This is a genomic window from Nannocystis bainbridge, assembly GCF_028368995.1.
Taxonomy (GTDB): Bacteria; Myxococcota_A; Polyangia; order Nannocystales; family Nannocystaceae; genus Nannocystis; species Nannocystis bainbridge.
Genome location: NZ_JAQNDL010000005.1, coordinates 501,624 through 520,725, shown reverse-complemented (window position 1 = coordinate 520,725; position 19,102 = coordinate 501,624). Strand labels below are relative to the sequence as shown.

Genomic DNA, 19,102 nt, shown 5'->3' with positions numbered 1-19,102 from the left:
GCTCCAGTGAATAGGATGTATGCTGGACATGAACAACAGTTATGGAAGGGACCTCGACCTCAACCTGCTGCGGGTGTTCGCCGTGGTCGCGGAGGCCGGCAGCGTGACCGAGGCGGCGGCGCGGCTGTACCTGACGCAGCCGGCGGTCAGCGCCGCGCTGCGCCGGCTGACGACCGCCGTGGGCGCGCCGCTGTTCGTGCGCAGCGGTCGCGGGCTGGTGCTGACGAGCCGCGGCGAGCGCCTGCGGGCGGGCGTGCGGCCGCACCTGCAGCCGCTCATCGATGCGGCGCTGACGGCCCCGACGTTCGACCCTGCGACCAGCGAGCGCACGCTGCGGCTCGGGCTGTCGGACTCGACGGAGCTGTGGCTGCTGCCGCGGCTGTTGCAGGCGCTGGCGAGCGAGGCCCCGCGCATGCGCGTGGTCGCCATCCCGGTCCAGTTCCGCACCGTCGGCGCCGCCCTGGCCGCGGGGCTCGACGCGGCGGTCACCGTCGCCGACGAGCTGCCGGGGTCGATCCGCCGCGAGCGCCTGATCACCGGCAGCTTCACCTGCCTGTACGACCCGCGTCACGCGCGGCTGCGCAAGCTGAGCGAGCGCGAGTACTTCGCCCGCGAGCACATCATCGTCTCGTACAACGGCGACCTGCGCGGGGTGGTCGAGGACTACTTCGGCAAGACGCGGAACATCCGCTGCTCGGTGTCTTCGTTCGCCAACCTCGGGGCGCTGATCGACGGCACGGCGATGCTGGCGACCGTGCCGGCGCTGGTGGCCGCGCAGATCCGCAAGGTGCGGCCGCACCTGCGCACGACGGCGCTGCCGTTCGCGGTGCCGAGCGGGACGATGGAGCTGCTGTGGCCGGCCGCGACCGACGACGACCCACCGTGCCGGTTCGCCCGCGCCCACATCCAGCGGATCGCCAAAGGGCTGGCGGCGAAGTCGTGAGGCCGCGGCAGGGGAGCACCGAGCCCCCCGCCGGCGCGCGAGGGGCGGGCCGCGAGGGCGGTCACTTGGCCTTGAGCAGCGCCGCGGCCTGGGCCTTGAAAGGCAGGGCGCGCGACTCGTTGAAGCGGATGAGCGCCTTGTCGCTGCACAGCGCGATCACCCGTTCGAGGGCGGCCTTGCGCTGCTCGCGGTCCGTGGTTTCGGAGCCGAGCAAGAACCACAGCTCGTAATCCTTGGGCCGGAGCTCCGTCGCGCGCTCGAGGCAGCGCACGCGAAACGCGGGGGCGGCGTCGCTCGGGATCTCGCTGGCGAGGTAGTGCTTCTTGGCCTTGATGGCGGTCGTGACCACCGCCAGCGCCTCGTCGTCGCGGCCGAGCCGGTGCAACGCCTCGGCGAGGGTCGACGCGTAGCGGGGACGGTCGCGCGACGGCGTGAGCCGCTCGGCGTTGGCGGCGGCCTGCGCGACCAGGGCCCAGTCCTCCTGGGCCGAGGAGGCGTCGACGACGGCGCCCCAGAGGTCGCACTCGGCGGGGTACTTGCGCGCGAGCGGCAACGCGATGGCGAGCTGCTCGCCAGGCCGGGTCAGGCTCTGGATCGAGCGGATCGCCGCCTTCAGGTCCTTGGGCGGCATCTTCGCCAGGCCGACGTTGCGGGCGGTCGCGTGGAGGGTCTCGTATTGGGCCCGGGCCTCGTCGCTCGCTTCCTGCGACTCCTGATCGAGGAGGCCTTTCTTGGCCAGCGCGGTGAGCAGATCGAGCAGCACGTCGAACGCGGTGAACTCGCGCTGCGCCCCCGTCTCGTGGTCGTAGGCCAGGATCTGGCCGGGCGGGCCGTCGTCGAGCGAGCCGGCAGGGTCGAGGCAATAGAGCTGACCGTCGTCGTCGGCCATGAAAGGCAGCCATTCCGCGCGCCAGGCCCCGGCGCGCGTGCCCCACTTCGGGTTCTCGGCCAGCAAGCCGTTCATCTGGGCGCGCGTCGCCTCGATGTCGGCGACCGGCAGCAGTCGATACGCGCCGAACAGCTCGGCCTCCGAGCCGTCGAAGCTGGCGTAGAGGTCCAGCATGCTCGCGGGGGCCTTGAGCCCGCGGAGGGCCTTGAGCCCGCCCGCAGAGGCCGGGGCCCGCAGCTGCGCGGCGAGGGGGCGCTGCTTCTTGCGGATCGCCGTGAGCAGGGCGTCGATCGCCGGCGAGGTGGCACGCGGCGCTTCTGCGGCCGGCGCTGCGGCCCGAGCCTTGGCCTCGGCGAGGGCGGCGGGCTTCGCAGCCGGGGCGACGGAGCTCTTCTTCGGCGCCTCCGCGGCGGGCTTGGTCTTGGCGGCGGGCTTGGCCTTGGCGGCGGGCTTGGTAGCGGCGGCGGCAGCGGGCTTCGCGGCGGCGGCGGGCTTGGGCTTGGCGGGGGAAGAGACCTCGGCGTAGCCCTTCTTCGTCTTCTCGGCGACGAGCTTCGCGGCCTCGCGCTTGGCCTCGTCGGTCGAGGCGAAGGACTTGTCCTTGGTGGTCCCCGCCGCGCCGATGCGTCCGTAGGACACGGACACGCTGTCACCCTCGACCGCGATCTCCCAGAACTTGCTCGATGAGCCCTCGACGAGCTCGAAGCGACGCGTCTTCGCCATGTCTGATGATTCCTGGCGCCATAGACAATCGAGGGCCGAATTTTGTCAAGCGGGGGCAATCGTACGTACCGCAGCAGCGCCCGCGAGGCGTCGGCCATGGCATCCCCGAGGACCGAGCCGCGAGTGAGGCAAGTCTTGCCTCCTCGCGGCTGCATCGCCGCCAGGCGTGCGGGGGAGCCCGTGTTAGCGTCGGCGCGCGCTGCATCCGCGGCGTGACGAGTCCCCCGCGTCCCCCCGCGAACCAATGACGAGCTCCACGAACCCCTCCCAATCCTCCGCCGCCACGGTCGCCGATCCGGTCGGACCGAAGCACGCCAAGCTGCTCGAGTTCCTGGCCACCCGCGGTCAGGTCGAGTTCGACGCCAAGCAGATCAAGCGCTGGCAGCAATTGCTCAAGCAGGCCCGCGCCGAGCTGCTCGGGCCGCTGCCGCAGGACACCACGGTGGCGATCATCGACGGGTGGGTCCGGCGGGTCACCCTGAAGTGCAGCGAGGCGGCGGGGCTGTGGCCCGCGATAGCGACGGCGCCGGCGCTGGCGCAGGTCGAGGAGATCGAGGTCGTGGTCGACGGCGGGCTGGAGGCGTGGATCGAGGCGGCCAGGCAGCACCCGCAGCGGGTCACGCGATTCTACCTCAACGCCGACTACTGCGACCAGGACACCGGCGAGATCCTCAGCGAGGACGACCATTCGACGGAGGTGGTCGCCGCCGCCAACGCGCTGCGCGACGCGACCGAGCTGGTGCTGGGGCTCTATCTCCACCCCACGTCGTCGCTGGCCGGGCTCGACCTGCCGCAGCTGACCAGCCTGGCCGTGTGCGCGGAGACGGCGAGCGGCGCCGAGTGTGACCCAGCGGTGTTGCGCTCGCTGACGCAGGCCCACTGCCCGCAGCTGCGCCGCGTCGCGTGGGAGAGCCGGACCGCGATGGATCCGTCGGTCGTGGCCTCGCTGCCGCCGCAGTGGACCGAGCTCGGGTTCTGGGGCCCGAGCCACGCCGCGGTGCAGGCGCTGGTGGCGGGGCGGCCGTCGCTGACCGCGTTCGGCATGTCCGACCACGACCGCGACGATCCCGACGCGCCGGGCGACGAGGCGCTGCTCAAGCTGGCCGAGGGGCGGCGGCTGTTCGGGCCGCGGTGCGCCTACATCAAGGCCTTCAACGCCGGTCACCGGCTGCTGCACGCGCTGGAGCGCCGGGAGGACGCGCTCGAGCACTTCGCCGCGCTGCGCGGGCGCAACTGCAGGGACATCGACGTGCATTTTCAGTACGCCTACGCGCTCGAGGATGACCACGAGGTGGTGAACGCGTACTGCGAGGCGCTGCTGATCGATCCCGACCACGAGGCGACGCACAACAACCTCGGCAACGCGCTGCGCCGGCTCGGGCGCCCGCGGCTGGCGCTGTATCACCTGCTCCGCTCGCTCGAGGCGATGCCGGACTACCGCGAGGGCTGGAGCTACCTGGCCGAGGTGTACCGCGAGCTCGGGCAAGAGGACGACGCGCGCGCGGCCGAGGCAAGGGCCGTGGGCGACTGAGCGCGCGCGCGCCGGGGCTCGCGGGCCGGCGGAGCGGCAACGGGGCACGACGATGCGGCTCGATCGCCGGCGCACGATGTTTCTGGCGGGTGCGATCGGTGGATTCGCGCGAGCAGCGGCGCGAACGAAGTCGCGCAGGGGGGATGTCCGCGGCTTTGCGCCGTCGAGGGCATCTGTCAAGCTGTCCCGGGTCGTGGGTGCCATCGTGCCGCCGCGACATCACGGCCGCGGTCCGCCACGAGGTGGGTCGGCGGCTATCCCAAAGAACAGGTTTTAAAAGACATGTCGCTCCGGACATCCTCGATCTCGGCCGGCCCCGTCCTCGCGCTGTTGCTCGCCGGGTGCACCGTGCGATCGCTCGACGAACCATCGGCGGTGAGCGCCACGGGGTCCACCGGCTCGAGCGGGGCGGATGTCAGCTCGGGGGGCAGCGGCGTGCCCGGCACCAGCGCGAGTTCGGGGCCGCCCCCGGGCGGGACCACCGGGACGCCGGAGACCACGGTGATGCCGGAGACCACGGTGATGCCAGGGACCACGGCGCTGCCCGAGCCGGGCACCACCGGCCCGGACGGCACGACCTCGACGACCGGGCCGGGCGAGACCGACAGCCTGGGCCAGACGACCGCCGACGTCACGAGCATGACCTCGGGGCCCGTGCTGGACGCGGGCCCTCCGGCCTCGGAGTGCGACCTGTGGACCAATGATTGTCCCCCGGGCAAGAAGTGCGCCTCGGCCTCGAGCGACGGGATCTGGTGGGACCACAGCGTCTGCGTCGACCTGGTGCCCATGCCGGACGGCGTCGGCGACGAGTGCATGGTGTTCGGCGCGCCGATGAGCGGGCAGGACAGCTGCGGGCCGCACGAGATGTGCTGGTTCGTCGACCCGGTGAGCCTGTTCGGCACCTGCATCGCCATGTGCACCGGCAGCGTGCGCGACCCGATCTGCCCGCCGAGCAGCACGTGTCACCTGGGGGGCGACCACCTGATCACGTGCCTCCCGGACTGCGATCCGCTGGACCCCGACAGCTGCCCCGGGGACGACCTCTGCGTGTTCCTGTCGCCCATGCCGGCCCAGTTCGTGTGCGCCGTCGACATGAGCGAGGAGAGCGGCTTCGCGTTCGACCCGTGCGAGTTCGCCAACGTCTGCAAGCCGGGGCTCGGCTGCGTCGAGAGCGAGATGGTGCCGGGCTGCGACCTGGCCTCGACCGGCTGTTGCGTCCCGTTCTGCGACGTGAACGCGCCGAACACCTGCCCCGGCCAGGGGTTCGAGTGCGTGGCGCTGTTCGCCCCGGGCGAGGTGCCGGGCAAGGATCACCTCGGTCGCTGCACGGCGCCGTGATCGGGATGTTCTGTGGGACATGTCTGGCGGGACATGTCCTTTAGAGCATCACCGCGGCTCACAGGCGCTGCAGGCCCCACGGCGGGGCGGCGTTGATCAGCCAGCCGGCGCGGCACTTCATGCGCACCTGGCGGAACTCGGCGCCGGCCTTGCTGGCGGTCCACGTGTAATCGCCGGGCGGGACCTGGACGAACAGCACGCCGCCGTCGTCGCTGGTCTGGGTCAGGCCGGGCTCGGGGATTACGCTCGAGTTGAAGTAGATCGGGCCGCTCTCGGCGGGCAGCGGCGGGTCGAGGGTGACGATCACGTCGGCCTCGCCGTGGGCGCCGGGGTCGTAGATCGACTTGCCGACGCGGGTGACGGTGGTGACCATCTGGCACAGGTTGGCCTCGTCGGGGGTGACCATGACGATGGCGCCGAGGGCGTCGTAGATGGCGTGGGTGACGGCCTGGAAGGTGATCCGCTGCAGGCCCTCGGCGGGGACCACGTGGGTGCCGGTCTGGATCGGGTGATAGTCGGGGTGCTGCATCGTCAGCGTGATGTCGGCGCCGACCGGCAGGCCCTCGAACTTGAAGTGGCCGTCGGCCGCGGTCACGACGCGGAGGTCGGGGAACTCGAGGATGCCGACCTCGGCGCCCTCGATGCGACCGTCGGGGCTGGCGTCGAACGGGATCGCGTCACCCTCGACGGTGGCGACGTGGAGGCCGCTGCAGTCGGCCTTGCACCCGCCGCCGACGCCGTTGTCCGCGCCGTCGTCACAGACCTCGGCGCCCGCGACCTCGCCGTCGCCGCACACGGCCTCGCCCTGGGTGGTGGCGTCGGTGTCGCCGGTGGGCTGGGTGGTGGCGTCGGTGTCGCTGTCGCTGGCGGCCTGGCCGGCGCCGCCGCAGGCCAGGAGGGCCGACAACGCGAGCGGAGCGCGGCGGGGCAGGAGAGCGAGGAGCGAGGAGCGGGCGAAGAGCGGGCGCATGGGGCGCGAGCATCGGCGAGGTCGCGGGGGCGTTGCAACCCGGATCTCGCGCGAGGCTGCGACCTGCTGCGTAATCCTTCGCTGCGGGCTTTCGCGTCGCTCGGGCCGCGAGCAGTGCGTGGATTCGGTGAGGTTCGGTGAGGGGGTCAGGGGGCGCGGCGTGATTCGCAAGCGCGAGTGCCGTGAATCGCAGCGACGCGGGGGCGATACCCGTGATGGTGAAGAATCGGGGGTATCGACAATGAGGAGGGTCGGCCCGCGGCGGGTGCGTGAATCGTCCGGGTGCGTGAGGCGGGGACTGCAATGGCGGCAGGGCCCGCGCGAATTGTCGCGTGCGCTTCGGGGTTGGGTTCGCGACCGAGGCCGGCTAGGCTGCGCCGCCGATGCTCGCGCTCATCACGTGCGCCGCGCTGGTCCTCGCGCCGGCGCCCTCGCCCGGACCGGGCCCGGCGATGCCGGAGGTCCGCTGGTCGGCGCCGCCGGGGTGTCCGAGCGAGGCGGCCGTGCGGGCGCAGATCGCCGGGCTGCTGGCACGCGCGCCGGCGCGGACCGACGCGCCGCCGCGGGTCGAGCTGTGGGTGGCGCCGCTGCCAGGCGGGCGCTGGCGGCTCGAGGCGTCCATCACCAGCCGCGAGGGTCACGGCCGCCGGACCCTCGAGGCCGACCGCTGCGAGGCGCTGGCCGAGGCTGCGGCGCTGCTGACGGCCATCGCGGCGGCGCCGGAGCTGCAGACCGGAGCCGTGACGCCGCCCGGGCAAGCTCCAGGAGGGCCGGCGGGGTCGGGAGGGCCAGGAGGGTCGGGAGGCCCTGGACCCGTTGGGCCAGGCGGGTCTGGAGGGCCGGGAGCGGCTGGTCCTGGAGGGCCAGGAGGGCCGGGAGGGTCGGGAGGGACTGGACCGGCTGGGTCGGGAGCGGCTGGTCCTGGAAGACCTGGAGGGCCAGGAGGGCCGGGGTCGACGGGGCCTGGCCCGGCGGGGCCGGCGGGGCCCGGAGGAGCGGGAGGGCCGACGGTACCGGCGGGACCGGCTGGGCCCGCGGGGTCACCAGTGGACGGCCCGGCTGCGGAGCCCGCGGCGGTCGTGCCGCTGCCGCCGGCGCCCGGGGAGCTCGAGCCGGAGTTGCCGGGCTCGCAGCCCGACGTCGAACCGCGCGCGAAACCGCCCGCTCGCCCGCAGGCCGCCCGCCGGGCCACCCTGGGCCTCGGCGCGGGGATCGGCGCGGGGGCGCTGCCGGGGGTCTCGGCGCTGCTGCGGGCCGCGGTCGGACTCCGCGGCCGGCGCTGGTCGGTCGCGGTGACGCAGAGCTTCTGGCTGCCGCGGGACCTGCCGGCGGCCGAGGACGAGCGCGTCGGCGGGCGCATGTGGCTGGCGGCGACCGGCCTGCGCGGCTGCGGGATCGTCGGCAAGGGCCGCGTGGAGGCCCCGCTGTGCGCCGGCGTCGAGGTCGGGGCGCTGCGTGGCCAGGGCATCGGCGACCTCGCCACCTCCTATCGCGCCACTTCGGTGTGGGCGGCCGCGACCGCCGGCCCGGGCCTGCACGTGCGGGTGGCGCCGCGGGTCGCGCTGACCTTCGGCGCCGACCTGCTGGTGCTGCTGACGCGCCCGCGGTTCCAGGTCGCCGGGCGCGGCGACGTGTGCTGCAGCGCCGCCGTCGGGGCCACCGCGACCGCCGGCGTCGAGGTCCGGCTGCCGTGAGCGGGGGGGCCAACGATTCTCGCCGGGCCCGGACATGAACGCGGCGCGCATGATCGCCGCCGCCCTGTCAGGCCCGCTCGTCGACTCCGCCCAGGCGTCCGCGGCCGATCGCGAGTTCGAGGCGGTCTACCGCGAGCACGTCGGCTTCGTGTGGCGCAACCTGCGGCGGCTGGGGGTGCCCGAGCCGGAGATCGAGGACGCCGCGCACGAGGTGTTTTTGGTGGTCCTGCGGCGCCTGCCGGAGTTCGACGGCAGCGCGGCGATCACGACCTGGCTCTACGCCATCACGCGCGGGATCGCCAGCAACCGCCGGCGCGGCGATCAGCGGCGCCAGCGGCGGCACGCCGAGGTGCCCGAGCCCGGGCCCGCGGAGGGGCCGGCGGAGTGGCTCGAGCGCTCGCAGGCCGCCGCGACGGTGGCGCAATTCCTGGCGTCGTTGACCCCGGAGCAGCGGGTCGTGTTCGAGCTGTTCGAGATCGAAGGGCTGCGCGCGCACGAGGTGAGCGCGGCGCTCGATCTCAATGTCAACACCGTGTACACCCGCCTGCGGGCGGCGCGGTCGCGGTTCGCGGCGTTCGTCGCCGCTTTGCACGGCGGCGCGGCCGGAGGTTCCCATGGTTGACGAACTCGATGCACGCGCTCGCGCCCTGTTGACCGCTTATCGCCGCGACGCCGGGCCGTCGTCCGCCGCGACCGAGCGCCTGCTGGCGTCGGTGCGCCGCAGCGCCGCCGGGGCCCCGGAGGCGCAGGTGCTGCCGCTGCGGCGGCGGGTCTCGCCGCAATGGGTCGGCGTGGCGATCGTCGGGCTGGTGGCCGCCGCGGTGGCGCTGGCCATCCAGGTGGCGCCGCGCCGGCTCGACGCCGAGGCCGAGGCGGCTCGCTCGGCGGCCGCGCTGCAGGGCGCCGAGGCGACGACGAGCGAGTCGGTGACGACGCGGCGCGCAGGCGGCCGGGCGCCGCTGCGGGGCGCGGGCGCGGAGGACAGCGACGGCGGCGCGGCCGATGCGAATGCGGGCGGCGCGGGCGTTGCAGGGAATGTGGGTAGCGCCGGCACGGCGGATGCGGAAAGCGCCGGCGTCGCGCGAAATGTGGGCAGCGCCGTTGCGGCGGGCGATGTGGGCAACGCCGGAAATGCGGACAGCGCCGGCACGGTGGTCAATGTGGGCAGCATCGGTAATGTGGGCCGCGCCGGGGCGGCCGTGAATGTGGGCAGCGTCGGTCGGTCCGCGAGCGACGGCGCGGCGGGCCGGGCCTCCGCGGAGGGCTCGCCCGCTCCCGCGAATCCGAAGAGCGGCGCCGCGAGCGGGCGACGCCGCGACGAATCCGTCGCGACGGGCGATCCCCATGGTGGTGCCGCCGAAGTCGCCGGGGCCGACGGCCTCGCGCAGGAGCTGGCGCTCGTGCGGGCCGTCAACGACGCGCTCGCCGGCGGCAGCCCCGAGCAGGCGTTGACGCGGCTCGCCGACTACCAGCAGCGCTTCCCCGGCGGGGCCCTGCGCGAGGAGGCGGCCGCCCTGCGGGCGGTGGCCCTGTGCGCGGCGGGGCGGGAGGATGGCGCGGCCGCGGCGACGGCGTTCCTCGGCGCGCACCCCGGCTCGCTGTCGGCCGAGCGGGTGCGCCGGGCCTGCGGCGTGCGCTGAAGGACATGTCCGGAGGGACATGTCCATTCGCTGCGAGCGGCCGACGAAAACCAGCGGGGCCGGACATTCACCGGGCACTGAGGACGACATGACATTGAAGATTCTGACTATCCTTCCCCTGCTGGCGACGACTCTCGGCGGTTGCACCCTCAACGCCAAATTGCTCGGTGAGCCGTACGACTCGGCGACCGACGGCGAGGACGACAGCACCTCGAGCACCTCGGGTCAATCGGCGACCTCGAACGAATCCGCCTCGAGCACCTCGAGCACCTCGAGCGCGACCGACCCCGAGTCGACCTCGAGCAGCTCGAGCGCGACCGCGACCGGGCCGGACACCGACGCCTCCAGCTCGAGCACTTCGAGCGCGACCGGGCCGGACACCGACGCCTCCAGCTCGAGCACGACCAGCGCGACTGGGCCCGATACGGACGCCTCCAGCTCGAGCACCAGCGAGGCCGAGAGCGACACCGACGTGTCCAGCACCTCGAGCACCAGCGGGTTCGAGACCGGCGGCGGCCAGGTGTGCGAGGACCCGCCGCTCGACGCGCCCGGGGTCGAGCGCGCGTGCGAGGTCGATCAGGATTGCATCGTCGTGTTCCACATGACCGACTGCTGCGGCACCGTCGACGCGTACGGCATCAGCGAGGCGTCGGCGGGGGCCTACGCCGAGGCGGCGGCGCCGTGCACGTTCGAGCCGTTCTGCGACTGCGTGGCGGAGGAGACCGACGCCGAGGACGGCGAGGCGACCGCCGACAACGGCAGCATCGTCGCGGTGTGCCTCGACAACGTGTGCCGCAGCGCCGTGCCGTAGCGATCCGCCGCAGCGCTCGGGCGTCGCCGCCGCTTGCGAGGTCGAGCACAGAGCCCCCGCGATCGGCGGGGGCTCGCCCTCCAGACGGGTCCGCCGCGTTTGCGCGCTGCCCGGTCACGGTTAAGCTCGTCGGCGAGAAAGGGCATTCATGCACCACCGAACTCGCATCTTCGCTTCGCTGCTCGGGATCGCCATGATGACGACGACCGTCGCCACCGCGCAGGCCTCGGCGGCCGGAGACAAGGGCAAGACCACCGAGAAGATCGCCCAGCCGACGCCCGACGAGCCGACGGCCCCGCCGGCCCCGGAGCCCAAGCCGCAGCCGACCCCGGAGCCGAAGCCGCCCAAGCCGAAGGGCCCCAATCCGTCGCCGAGCCCGACGCCGCCGCCGGCACCGACCCCTCCGTGAGGGGCGCTAGCGACTCGTACCAATCACCATGAAAATCACCGATCGGGCGACCGATCGGTGATTTTCGCGTTGGTTCACGCCGCGATCGCCGTCAGTCGTCCCGCGTGTGCATGCGCCGGCCGGACTGCGGGCGGTGGACGCCGACCAGCGCGCCGCTGACGGCCGCGGCGAGGCCGAGCAGCATCGCCAGCGACAGGCCCAGCAGCGCCTTGCCGGCCCCCTCGGCGGCCTCGAGCGCGTGGGTCCGGGCCGTCTCGGCGAGCTCGTGCACGCGGGCGTCGTAGCCGCGCTCGATCTGCCCGGCGAGGTCGGCCGCCTCGGCCGGCGACAGCGCGGTGTCCTCGGCCAGGGCGTTCACGGCCGATTGACGGTCGATCCGGCCCTCGCGCACCGAAGTGCGCAGGGCCTTCTTCGCGGCTGCCATGATTTGTTCGCCGGTGATCGCCGGCTTGCCCTCGCTCTGCAGGCGGCGATTGATCGGCGCCAGCAGGTCGTCGGTCGACAGGCCCAGCGACTCCGGGGCGACCTCGACGGCCCCACCGAGGGCCGCGACGGCGCCGCCGGTGGCCGCCGTGGCCACGCTGGCGCCCGCCGAGACGGCGCCGCCGAGGACCGCGGTGAGCGCCATCGAGAGCAGGGTGATCGAGGCCACCGTGGCGAGCGCCCACACCACGGCGCCGTGAACGAGGCCGCCGAGGCGGTCGCTCGGACCCGACAATTTGCCCACGACGAGGCCGCCGACGAACAGCGCGAGGATCGGGGCGACGAGCGTCCAGACCCCCGCGCCGATGCTGAAGCTGCGCAGCGAGCCCGGATGATGGGGATGGATGGCCGTGAGGCCGATCCCCATTCCGAGCAGGTGGAGGAGGAGCCACGCGCCGACGGCGATCATGGTGCCCGCGAAGATCGAGCCCCAACAGACGCCGGTGCGCGTGGGTGTGGGCATTGGGCCCACGGCGGTGACGGAATCGTCTCGAGTCATGCGCACTGGAATGTCACCGTTCGGTGACACCCGCACGCGCAATTATGAACAGCGCCCGCGGCGCCCGACGAATCACAACGACCGCAGCAATACTACGACTCCGAGCGCGACCGCGGCGAGCAGCAGCATCGCCGCGGTCAGCCGCAGCGGCCGGCGGAAGGCCGAACGCGGCGCGCCGCGCCACCACCCTCGCCGATAGAACCCCGGATCGTCGATTCGGGGCGCGAGCGGGTCATGAGGGTCGGGTGGCGCGGGCACGGTCATGTCGGTCGCCTCAGGCGATGATGGGTGGAGGTTCCTGGCCCGGCGGGTCGCCCGGCGGTGGGTCGATGCGCGGCGGCTCGTTCGGCGGCGGATCGATCTCGGGCGGGCTCGGCGGGGTCGGGTCCTCGCGCGGCGGCGGGGTCGGTTCGGGGTCCCGCTGAGGCGGCGGAGTCGGGTCCTCGCGCGGCCCTCGCGGGTCCGGCTGGGGCGGGGCCTCGCGCGGGGTCGGCTGGCCCGGCGGGCCCTGCGGGTCAGGCGGGGTCAGCCCCGGATCCGCAGGGTCGATGGGGCCGGGGCCCGGGCTCACAGACCGAACGTGCATTGCAGCCCCGCTCCGATGGTGCAGGCCCCGAACTCGCCGCAGGCGTCCGAGGCGCAGGAGTCGAGGTCGTCCAGCGTCTCCCGCTGCTCGTCGGCCATGCAGTTGCCGATCTTGTCCTTGCAGTCGTTGACGCACTCGTCGACCGAGACGTCTTCGTCACACTCGCGGGCCTTGTCGCAGTACGACTTGCAGCTGGCGCTGATCTCGAGGTTGGTGGCGCCGCTGCTGTCGTCGCCGCAGGCGGCCAGGCCGAGGCCGAAGAGGAAGGCGAACGCGAGGAAGGAACGGTGAAGGACGTTGCTCATGGTGTTTTACGTGACTCCTGCCGAAGTAATAGGCGGGTCTTTCGATCGTGCAAGCGACGATAATCGTTCACGATACCATTGAGCATACGCTGTATTTTGGATCATCCGCCGCCCGAGGTCGGGCGCGCCGTCCTTCCACCACACGGGCCCGCGCTCGCCGAGGCCGACCTTGGCGGCGTGGACCCGCGACCGGGCGGCCCGCAGCGCCTCGTCGTCGCCCTCGGCGCCCGCGCGGCGGACGTCGCGGCGGGCCGTCATCAGCGCGCGCACCAGCTCGGCCCGCGCGCCTTCGGCCAAAAAAGGATTCGCCGCGCGCCACAACCGGCCGCGGACGACGATGTATCGTCCGTCGGGGGTGTGCAGCGGCGGCGAATCGCGGCGCGCCATGGGCGGCCTCAGTTGCGGCGCTGGTCGTCGTCGTCGAGCTCGCGGACCTTGGCGTCATCGACGAACACGACGGTGCCGAGCTCGTTCGTCATCTCCTTGGGCAGGTCCCACTTCTCGACCGCGTTGGCCGGGATCTCCTGCATCGTGCCGGAGACGGTCACGAAATCACCCGCGACGACCTCCTTGGGCATCTCCTTCGGGACCACGAACACCTTCTCGGTGGTGGAGGAGCCGATCCACATGCCCTTGCCGACGATCAGCTGGACCTTCTCGCGGTCGAGGTCGATCTTCTTGCCCTCGAGCGACTTCTGGTCGGTGACGGCGACCAACTGAGCGACGGTCTCGACGTCGCCCTTGGCGACCTCGTTGGCGTTCTTGGCCTGCTCGGGGGTGATCTTGCGGACGGCGTCGGCGATCAGGACCGGGCGCTCCTTGAGCTTGACCTCGATCTCGGGGCTGAGGTCCCAGCCGAGGTCGCGCTCGACGTCGGCGACCACGAAGCGGCGCACGGTGCCGCTGACGATCAGCTCGTCGTCCTTGGCGAAGGTGGTCGAGGCGCCGGCGTCGACCGGCTTCTTCAGCAGGACCGTGATGTCGTCGTCGAACGCCCAGCCGGTGCCCTCGAGGCGGAACGCCTGGTCGCTGTAGACCTCGTCGATCGCGCCCGTGACGCGGACGGCCTTGTCGTAGTACCAGGCCGGGTGCTCCTTGACCTCGTCGACCTTGGCGGTCGGAAGCGGCATGGGGGCCTGCTGCGCCGCACGATCGGCCGCACGCTCGCGCTCGCTGCTGCAGGCGCTCGTGGCGACCACGGCGATCAGCGCCGCACCCGCAATGGCCAAACCTTGGGCATTCTTGTCTCGTCGCATGGGTATCTCCCTGTATCTCTCGGGTGATGCGTTTGTTTTCGTTGCTCGCCCGGCGGTTCGCCACGGCAAGCGGCGCTGAGGGCATGCACCGCATCCCCGGAAGTGCAAGCGCAGCGATTCACATTTGCCCGGTCGAGACCGGTCGGCGCGCGCGCACACGAGCCGCCAAAGCCACGGCCGGGCCCGCAGAACGCGGTCTGGCGGCGCGGGCGCCAATGTGGCGAGGCCAGGGGATTCACCGACCCCCACTATTCACAGCGATGATTCAGGCTCCACGGTAGCAGCGCGGTCATCCCGCGCAAGCCGCGAGGGCCGGCCGATTCGCGGCTCAGGCTGCGTTTGGAGCCCTCGCCACGGTCGAGGTCGCTGGTACTACGACGACGGGATGGTCGTGTCCGTCGCGGGCCTTGCGCGATCAGGGCCGCAGCACGCAGCCGCCGACGATCTCGCCGCGCCACTTGGCCTGCATGGCCTCCTTGAACGCGGTCAGCGGGAACACCCGCGACACGTGCGGGCGGATCTTGCCCTCGTCCACCCACTGGAGGATCCGGGCCAGGCGCGGGGCCCGGATCGAGGGGTCGTGCAGCGTCGAGAGCACGGTCGGGCAGCCGCGCACGGTGAGGCCCTTCATCATGATCAGATTGGTCGGCAGGGTGTTGGCGTTGGGCGCCCCGCGCAGGCCCTTGCCGCGGGCGACCGCGGGCGTGGCGGCCCAGCCGACGATGAGGAAGCGGGCGCCGAACTTCACGCAGCGCAGGCTCTCGAGCGAGACGTCGCCGCCGACGCCGTCGTGGACGACGTCGACGCCCGCGCCGCGGGTAAGCGCCTTGACCTCGTCCCGGAAGCGGCGCACGCCGGGGCTGCCGTCGAGGGTCCGGGTGTTGACCACGTAGTCGGCGCCCTGGGCCCGGACCTCGGCCAGCTTGTCGTCGGAGCGGCCGGTGGCGATGACGGTGGCGCCGAGCAGCTTGGCGACGTGCACGGCGGCCAGGCCGGTCGAGCCGGAGGCGCCGTGGATCAGCACGGTCTCGCCGGGCTGGACCTGACCGCAGGTGACGAGGCAATGATAGGCGGTCTCGTAATTGCCGAGCAGGTTGCAGGCCTGATCGAAGTCGAGGCCGGGCGGCAATCGTCGCACCGCGCCGGCGGGGGCGACCGCGTAATCGGCGAAGCCGCCGTAGGCCTGGTAGGCGCCGACCGAGCGCGGGCCGCTGAGCAGGCCGTCGACGAGCACCGGATCGCCGAGGCGCAATTGCTCGGGGGGGACCTCGGCGCCGAGCCACGCGACCTCGCCGGCGTACTCGAGCCCCGGGGTGTAGGGCAGGGGCGGCTGGTGTTGATATTGGCCGCTCGTCATGAGCAGGTCGACCCAGCCGACCGCGGCGCTGCGGATCCGCACGATCACGTCGGTGGCGCCGAGCAGCCGCGGGTCGGGCGGGTCGACGGGCTCCAGGGACATGTGATGCTCGATCGCCGTCGCCGGGTCCTCGGCCAGCTCGGTGACGACGACGCGGTGTCCGGGGGGCAGGTTCGGTTCGGTCATGCGGGGGCGCGAGCGTACCGCCCGCGGCGGGCGCGGTCAAAATCAGGAATGAGCTGTCCCGAGGGGCATGTCCGAAAGTACCGGTTAGATCGGGGCTCGTGATGGCCGCGGGGTCCGGCCGTCGCGGCGATGCGGGCACGAGGTCGGGCGGGCAGTGATTGTGGGGGCGGGCGAGCGAGCATGTGGCGGGTGGTCGGGGCGATGTGGCTGGGCGGCACGGGGGCTCGCTGGCGGGGGTCTGCCGTGCGCTCGCTGCGAGCGGCGCGTGCGCAGGCGACGGGTCCGGCGACGCGGGTGTACGCTGGGGCCCGCATGCGGCGGCGCTCTCGACCTGCTTCGGCCCCCAGCGGCGCGCGCGTGGCGGGCTCGGTGGCGGCGGCGTTGGTGGGCGCGACCATGTTCGCGTGCGGCGGCGACGAGGGGCGCTGCGGCCCGCTGGCGCGGCTGTGCGCGCAGGACGGCGAGTGGCGCAGCCTGACGCCGCGCGGCGAGCAGGTCGTGGAGGTCGACCTCGACGGCGACGGGGCGCGCGAGATGGTGGTGCTCGACGCCAGCGGCGGGCAGCTCGCCGTCGCCTGGCCCGAGGGTCAGCGATCGGTCCAGTTCCTGCTGGACGAGCGGCCCGTGGCGATCGCGGCGCTGGCGGGCGAGGTGGGGGTGGCGCTGGCGAAACCGCCGCAGGTGGCGATGTTCGGCGTCGACGCCTCCGGCCGGCTCGAGCGCCGCCGCCAGGTGTTCCTGCGCGACGCGCCGGTGGGGCTGGTGGCCGCCGACCTGGCCGGCGACGGGGCGCCCGAGCTGCTGGTCACGATCCCCGAGGCCGGTCTGCTCGCGGTGATCGATCCGCCGAAGGCGACCATGCAGGAGCACGAGGCCGGCCGTCGGCCGCTGCAGCTCGCCGTCGGCGACGTCGACGGCGACGCCGACCTCGACGTGGTGGTGGTCGACGCCCGGCGGGCGCTGCGGCTGTTCCTCGGGACAGGTGACGGCGCGCTGCGGGCCGGCGCGGCGAGCCCGGCGGCGGCGCGCATGCAATGGCTGACCCTCGCCGATCACGACGGCGACGGCGACCTCGACGCGCTGACCCGGGCCGGGCGCGAGCAGGTGCTGGTCCATCGCAACGACGGCGTCGGCCGGTTCTCGAGCCCGATCGCGCTGCCGTTCGCGGCGCCGGCCGACGGCGCGGGGCTGGTGGCAGGACCGGTGGCGGCGAGCGGCCTGGTCGGCGTCAGCGTGCCGAGCGACCTCGGCTTCACGACGTGGTTCGGTAAGGGCTCGACGTGGCTCGGTCGCATCGAGCAGGCGATGGCGAGCACGGGCAGCTGGGTCGGGGCGAGCGCGGACGGCGACCTGCTGGTCGGCGGCGAGGGGTTCGTACGTCTGCACGTGCACGAGGCGATCACGGCGGCGGTGGAGATCTGGCGCGACCCGTCGCTGCAGAGCAGCCTTTACGAGAGCGCGGTGACGACGGGGCGCCTCGACGCCGATCCGCTGCTCGATGTCGCGGTGGTGTCCGACAATCGGCTGCTGGTGTTTCGCGGCCGGGCCGATCGCAGCCTCGAGCCGATCGCCGGGCTCGACCTCGAGGTCGAGCCGCGCGGGATGGCGATCGCCGACGTCACCGGCGACGGGCTGGGCGACATCCTCGTGTCCGACGCGAGCCGGGTGTGGCTGGCGCGCGCGGCCGAGGACGGGTCGTTCGAGCTGCAGCCGCCGTACGAGGCCGCGGCGCTGCCGTTCAAGCTGCAGCCGCTGCGGACCGGGCCCGGCCAGCCGGCGACGATCGCGGCGATCTCGGCGCAGGAGACCGGCGGCGCGTACAACGGCCCGGGGGCGGCGCTGCTGCGCTTCGCGGCCGACGGCAGCGTCGCCGAGGAGGTCGTGATCGGAGCGGAGCACTTCGTGCTCGGGCTGGCGCCGGTCGACCTCGACGGCGACGGGGTCGACGAGCTGGTGATGTACGGGCGCGACAAGCAGACCGGCTTCGTCTCGTACCTGGTGCCCGAGGGCTCGGGCTTCGTCGCCGCCGCGACGGTCGACCTCGGCGCGGCGACGGGGCTGACGAGCGGGCAGTTCCTCGCCGACGGCTTCGCGGTCGGCGACCTCGACGGCGACGGCGCGCTCGACGTGGTGGTGGCGACGATGCCGGGAGTCCTGAGCGTGTTCGGGCTGGTCGACGGGACGCCGGCGGTGGTGCCGAGCCCCGGGGTGCTGCCGCCGCGGTCGCTCCGCGATCTCGACGGTGACGGTCGTGTCGACGCGGTCACGGCGATCTCCGCCCTGGGGGCGTATCAGTACCACCGCGGCCACGGCGACGGGACGTTCGCGCCGCAGTGGTCGTCTTACCGGTTCGTCGACGCCACTGCCGGGGCGTTCGCCGCCGAACAGGGCGCGCAGTTCGACGTGGTGACGCTCGGGCGCCTGGGCATCGCCACCTATCTGGTGCGCCCGGTGATGCTGCCGCAGCTCACCAGCATCCGCCCGTTCCACGGGCTGGTCGACGGGCTGGTCGTGGCCGACCTCGACGCCGACGGCCACGACGACGTGGCGACCGCGTCGCAGGGGAGCGTCGGCGGGGTCGGGGTGTTGTGGGGCGCGGAGGTCGACGCGCTCGCGCGCGGGCGGTCGCACAGCGACGGGTCGTCCCGCTACGCGCTGGCCGTCGGCGACATCGACGGCGACGGCCCGCCCGAGGTCCTCGCCGCCAAATGGTCGGGCGAGGTCGCGGTGTTCCCGTTTCGCCCCGACGGCCGCGATCCGCCGATCGTGATCGCCGAGTTCGAAGGGGGGGGCGTGCGCGCGCTCGCGGTCGGCGAGCTCGACGGTGAAACGCGCCCGGACCTCGTGGCGCTGCGGCTCGACGGCGGGGCGAAGGTGTCGCTGGCCCGCGGGACCGGGCCGCGGCAGTTCGCGTCGCTCGTCGCGATCGCCGAGGTGTCCGCCACCGCCCGCTCGACGCTCGAGCTCGGCGACGTCGACGGCGACGGCGACCTCGACATCCTCGTGCGATCGCATGACGCGGGCGTCAGCACGCTGGTGCTCGCCGAGGCGGGCGGCAGTTGGTCGGCGACCGACCTGCCGGGCACCGCGGCGATGTTCGGCCCGCCCGACGCCCGCGGTCGCGTCGATCTGGTGACGCAGGACGGCACGGCGATCTACCGCCACGACCGCGGCGCGCCCGACCGCAAGTCGCTGCTCCTGCGCAGCGACTCGCTGCAGCAGAGCCTCTTGAAGGGCGTCGCCGACGTCGACCGCGACGGCCACAACGACCTCGCGGTCGCCGACCTCGCGGGCACGTACGTGTGGCTGCGCAGCGACGAAGGTGTGGCACGCGTGACCCTGGCCGACGAGTCGCTCGACCTGGTCGCGTTCCCCGACGTCGACGGTGACGATCGCCCCGACGTCGTCGGCGTGCGCGGCGGAGTGCTGTTCATCCGTCGTTCGCAGCCGTGAGACCGCTCGACTTGGCGGCGTTCTGCGCT

Annotated in this window: 20 protein-coding genes; 9 read left to right on the top strand and 11 right to left on the bottom strand. The window is 73.3% G+C overall.

The genetic code is table 11. The features are described from left to right. Positions 1-28: 28 nt before the first annotated feature. Positions 29-943 (top strand): LysR family transcriptional regulator, encoded by a 915-nt coding sequence (locus POL25_RS42425; RefSeq protein WP_272092160.1) that lies wholly within the window; start codon positions 29-31, stop codon positions 941-943. A gap of 61 nt (positions 944-1,004) precedes the next feature. On the opposite strand, the gene POL25_RS42420 is transcribed toward POL25_RS42425, so the two are convergent. After that, entirely contained in the window at positions 1,005-2,555 is a 1,551-nt protein-coding gene (locus POL25_RS42420; RefSeq protein ID WP_272092159.1) for a WGR domain-containing protein, read from the bottom strand. 244 nt (positions 2,556-2,799) lie between these two features. On the opposite strand from POL25_RS42420, the gene POL25_RS42415 reads away from it, so the two are divergent. Continuing rightward, positions 2,800-4,086, top strand: coding sequence for a tetratricopeptide repeat protein (locus POL25_RS42415; protein WP_272092158.1), 1,287 nt, complete (start codon positions 2,800-2,802; stop codon positions 4,084-4,086). A gap of 254 nt (positions 4,087-4,340) precedes the next feature. Here POL25_RS42415 and POL25_RS42410 read toward each other — a convergent pair whose 3' ends face one another. Continuing rightward, on the bottom strand, positions 4,341-4,604 hold the full coding sequence (locus POL25_RS42410; protein WP_272092157.1) for a hypothetical protein: 264 nt from the start codon (positions 4,602-4,604) through the stop codon (positions 4,341-4,343). Between the two features lies 1 nt (position 4,605). Here POL25_RS42410 and POL25_RS42405 point away from each other — a divergent pair, with 1 nt between their 5' ends. Further along, a complete protein-coding gene (locus POL25_RS42405; RefSeq protein WP_272092156.1) occupies positions 4,606-5,424 on the top strand; it encodes a hypothetical protein in 819 nt (272 codons plus the stop codon). 58 nt (positions 5,425-5,482) lie between these two features. Here the strand turns inward: POL25_RS42405 and POL25_RS42400 are convergent, their stop codons facing one another. Beyond that, on the bottom strand, positions 5,483-6,394 hold the full coding sequence (locus tag POL25_RS42400; RefSeq protein ID WP_272092155.1) for a hypothetical protein: 912 nt from the start codon (positions 6,392-6,394) through the stop codon (positions 5,483-5,485). A 367-nt stretch (positions 6,395-6,761) separates the two neighbouring features. Next, a complete protein-coding gene (locus tag POL25_RS42395) occupies positions 6,762-7,019 on the bottom strand; it encodes a hypothetical protein (protein WP_272092154.1) in 258 nt (85 codons plus the stop codon). Positions 7,020-7,440: 421 nt separating this feature from the next. On the opposite strand from POL25_RS42395, the gene POL25_RS42390 reads away from it, so the two are divergent. From POL25_RS42390 to POL25_RS42370, 5 genes are all read left to right on the top strand, one after another. Next, on the top strand, positions 7,441-8,088 hold the full coding sequence (locus tag POL25_RS42390) for a hypothetical protein (RefSeq protein ID WP_272092153.1): 648 nt from the start codon (positions 7,441-7,443) through the stop codon (positions 8,086-8,088). A gap of 49 nt (positions 8,089-8,137) precedes the next feature. After that, positions 8,138-8,710: an RNA polymerase sigma factor gene (locus POL25_RS42385; RefSeq protein ID WP_272092152.1), complete on the top strand. Its 573-nt coding sequence runs from the start codon at positions 8,138-8,140 to the stop codon at positions 8,708-8,710. Beyond that, positions 8,703-9,728: a TrbL/VirB6 family protein gene (locus tag POL25_RS42380; RefSeq protein WP_272092151.1), complete on the top strand. Its 1,026-nt coding sequence runs from the start codon at positions 8,703-8,705 to the stop codon at positions 9,726-9,728. The genes POL25_RS42385 and POL25_RS42380 overlap by 8 nt, the downstream gene beginning before the upstream one ends. Before the next feature lie 88 nt (positions 9,729-9,816). After that, entirely contained in the window at positions 9,817-10,539 is a 723-nt protein-coding gene (locus POL25_RS42375) for a hypothetical protein (protein WP_272092150.1), read from the top strand. Between the two features lie 148 nt (positions 10,540-10,687). After that, on the top strand, positions 10,688-10,948 hold the full coding sequence (locus POL25_RS42370) for a hypothetical protein (RefSeq protein WP_272092149.1): 261 nt from the start codon (positions 10,688-10,690) through the stop codon (positions 10,946-10,948). Positions 10,949-11,039: 91 nt separating this feature from the next. Here POL25_RS42370 and POL25_RS42365 read toward each other — a convergent pair whose 3' ends face one another. From POL25_RS42365 to POL25_RS42335, 7 genes are all read right to left on the bottom strand, one after another. After that, positions 11,040-11,894 (bottom strand): hypothetical protein, encoded by an 855-nt coding sequence (locus POL25_RS42365; protein WP_272092148.1) that lies wholly within the window; start codon positions 11,892-11,894, stop codon positions 11,040-11,042. Between the two features lie 108 nt (positions 11,895-12,002). Then, complete coding sequence (locus POL25_RS42360) at positions 12,003-12,194, bottom strand: hypothetical protein (RefSeq protein WP_272092147.1); 192 nt, start codon at positions 12,192-12,194, stop codon at positions 12,003-12,005. 10 nt (positions 12,195-12,204) lie between these two features. Beyond that, a complete protein-coding gene (locus POL25_RS42355) occupies positions 12,205-12,501 on the bottom strand; it encodes a hypothetical protein (RefSeq protein WP_272092146.1) in 297 nt (98 codons plus the stop codon). Then, positions 12,498-12,821 (bottom strand): hypothetical protein, encoded by a 324-nt coding sequence (locus POL25_RS42350; RefSeq protein WP_272092145.1) that lies wholly within the window; start codon positions 12,819-12,821, stop codon positions 12,498-12,500. The genes POL25_RS42355 and POL25_RS42350 overlap by 4 nt, the downstream gene beginning before the upstream one ends. 6 nt (positions 12,822-12,827) lie before the next feature. Beyond that, the gene (locus POL25_RS42345) at positions 12,828-13,208 is read right to left on the bottom strand and encodes a hypothetical protein (protein ID WP_272092144.1); all 381 of its coding nucleotides are present in this window, start codon (positions 13,206-13,208) and stop codon (positions 12,828-12,830) included. 8 nt (positions 13,209-13,216) lie between these two features. Next, on the bottom strand, positions 13,217-13,951 hold the full coding sequence (locus POL25_RS42340) for a hypothetical protein (protein ID WP_272092143.1): 735 nt from the start codon (positions 13,949-13,951) through the stop codon (positions 13,217-13,219). 541 nt (positions 13,952-14,492) lie between these two features. Continuing rightward, positions 14,493-15,620, bottom strand: coding sequence for an NADPH:quinone oxidoreductase family protein (locus POL25_RS42335; RefSeq protein ID WP_272092142.1), 1,128 nt, complete (start codon positions 15,618-15,620; stop codon positions 14,493-14,495). Positions 15,621-15,932: 312 nt separating this feature from the next. On the opposite strand from POL25_RS42335, the gene POL25_RS42330 reads away from it, so the two are divergent. Next, the gene (locus tag POL25_RS42330; protein WP_272092141.1) at positions 15,933-19,073 is read left to right on the top strand and encodes an FG-GAP repeat domain-containing protein; all 3,141 of its coding nucleotides are present in this window, start codon (positions 15,933-15,935) and stop codon (positions 19,071-19,073) included. Positions 19,074-19,102 lie beyond the last annotated feature (29 nt).

Bases quoted from the DNA above. Each gene is read 5' to 3' on its own strand.
- POL25_RS42425 (WP_272092160.1), top strand. From the start codon at position 29: ATGAACAACAGTTATGGAAGGGACCTCGACCTCAACCTGCTGCGGGTG.
- POL25_RS42420 (WP_272092159.1), bottom strand. From the start codon at position 2,555: ATGGCGAAGACGCGTCGCTTCGAGCTCGTCGAGGGCTCATCGAGCAAG.
- POL25_RS42380 (WP_272092151.1), top strand. From the start codon at position 8,703: ATGGTTGACGAACTCGATGCACGCGCTCGCGCCCTGTTGACCGCTTAT.
- POL25_RS42415 (WP_272092158.1), top strand. From the start codon at position 2,800: ATGACGAGCTCCACGAACCCCTCCCAATCCTCCGCCGCCACGGTCGCC.
- POL25_RS42375 (WP_272092150.1), top strand. From the start codon at position 9,817: ATGACATTGAAGATTCTGACTATCCTTCCCCTGCTGGCGACGACTCTC.
- POL25_RS42400 (WP_272092155.1), bottom strand. From the start codon at position 6,394: ATGCGCCCGCTCTTCGCCCGCTCCTCGCTCCTCGCTCTCCTGCCCCGC.
- POL25_RS42360 (WP_272092147.1), bottom strand. From the start codon at position 12,194: ATGACCGTGCCCGCGCCACCCGACCCTCATGACCCGCTCGCGCCCCGA.
- POL25_RS42385 (WP_272092152.1), top strand. From the start codon at position 8,138: ATGATCGCCGCCGCCCTGTCAGGCCCGCTCGTCGACTCCGCCCAGGCG.
- POL25_RS42370 (WP_272092149.1), top strand. From the start codon at position 10,688: ATGCACCACCGAACTCGCATCTTCGCTTCGCTGCTCGGGATCGCCATG.
- POL25_RS42340 (WP_272092143.1), bottom strand. From the start codon at position 13,951: ATGCCGCTTCCGACCGCCAAGGTCGACGAGGTCAAGGAGCACCCGGCC.
- POL25_RS42350 (WP_272092145.1), bottom strand. From the start codon at position 12,821: ATGAGCAACGTCCTTCACCGTTCCTTCCTCGCGTTCGCCTTCCTCTTC.
- POL25_RS42330 (WP_272092141.1), top strand. From the start codon at position 15,933: ATGCGGCGGCGCTCTCGACCTGCTTCGGCCCCCAGCGGCGCGCGCGTG.
- POL25_RS42365 (WP_272092148.1), bottom strand. From the start codon at position 11,894: ATGCCCACACCCACGCGCACCGGCGTCTGTTGGGGCTCGATCTTCGCG.
- POL25_RS42345 (WP_272092144.1), bottom strand. From the start codon at position 13,208: ATGGCGCGCCGCGATTCGCCGCCGCTGCACACCCCCGACGGACGATAC.
- POL25_RS42335 (WP_272092142.1), bottom strand. From the start codon at position 15,620: ATGACCGAACCGAACCTGCCCCCCGGACACCGCGTCGTCGTCACCGAG.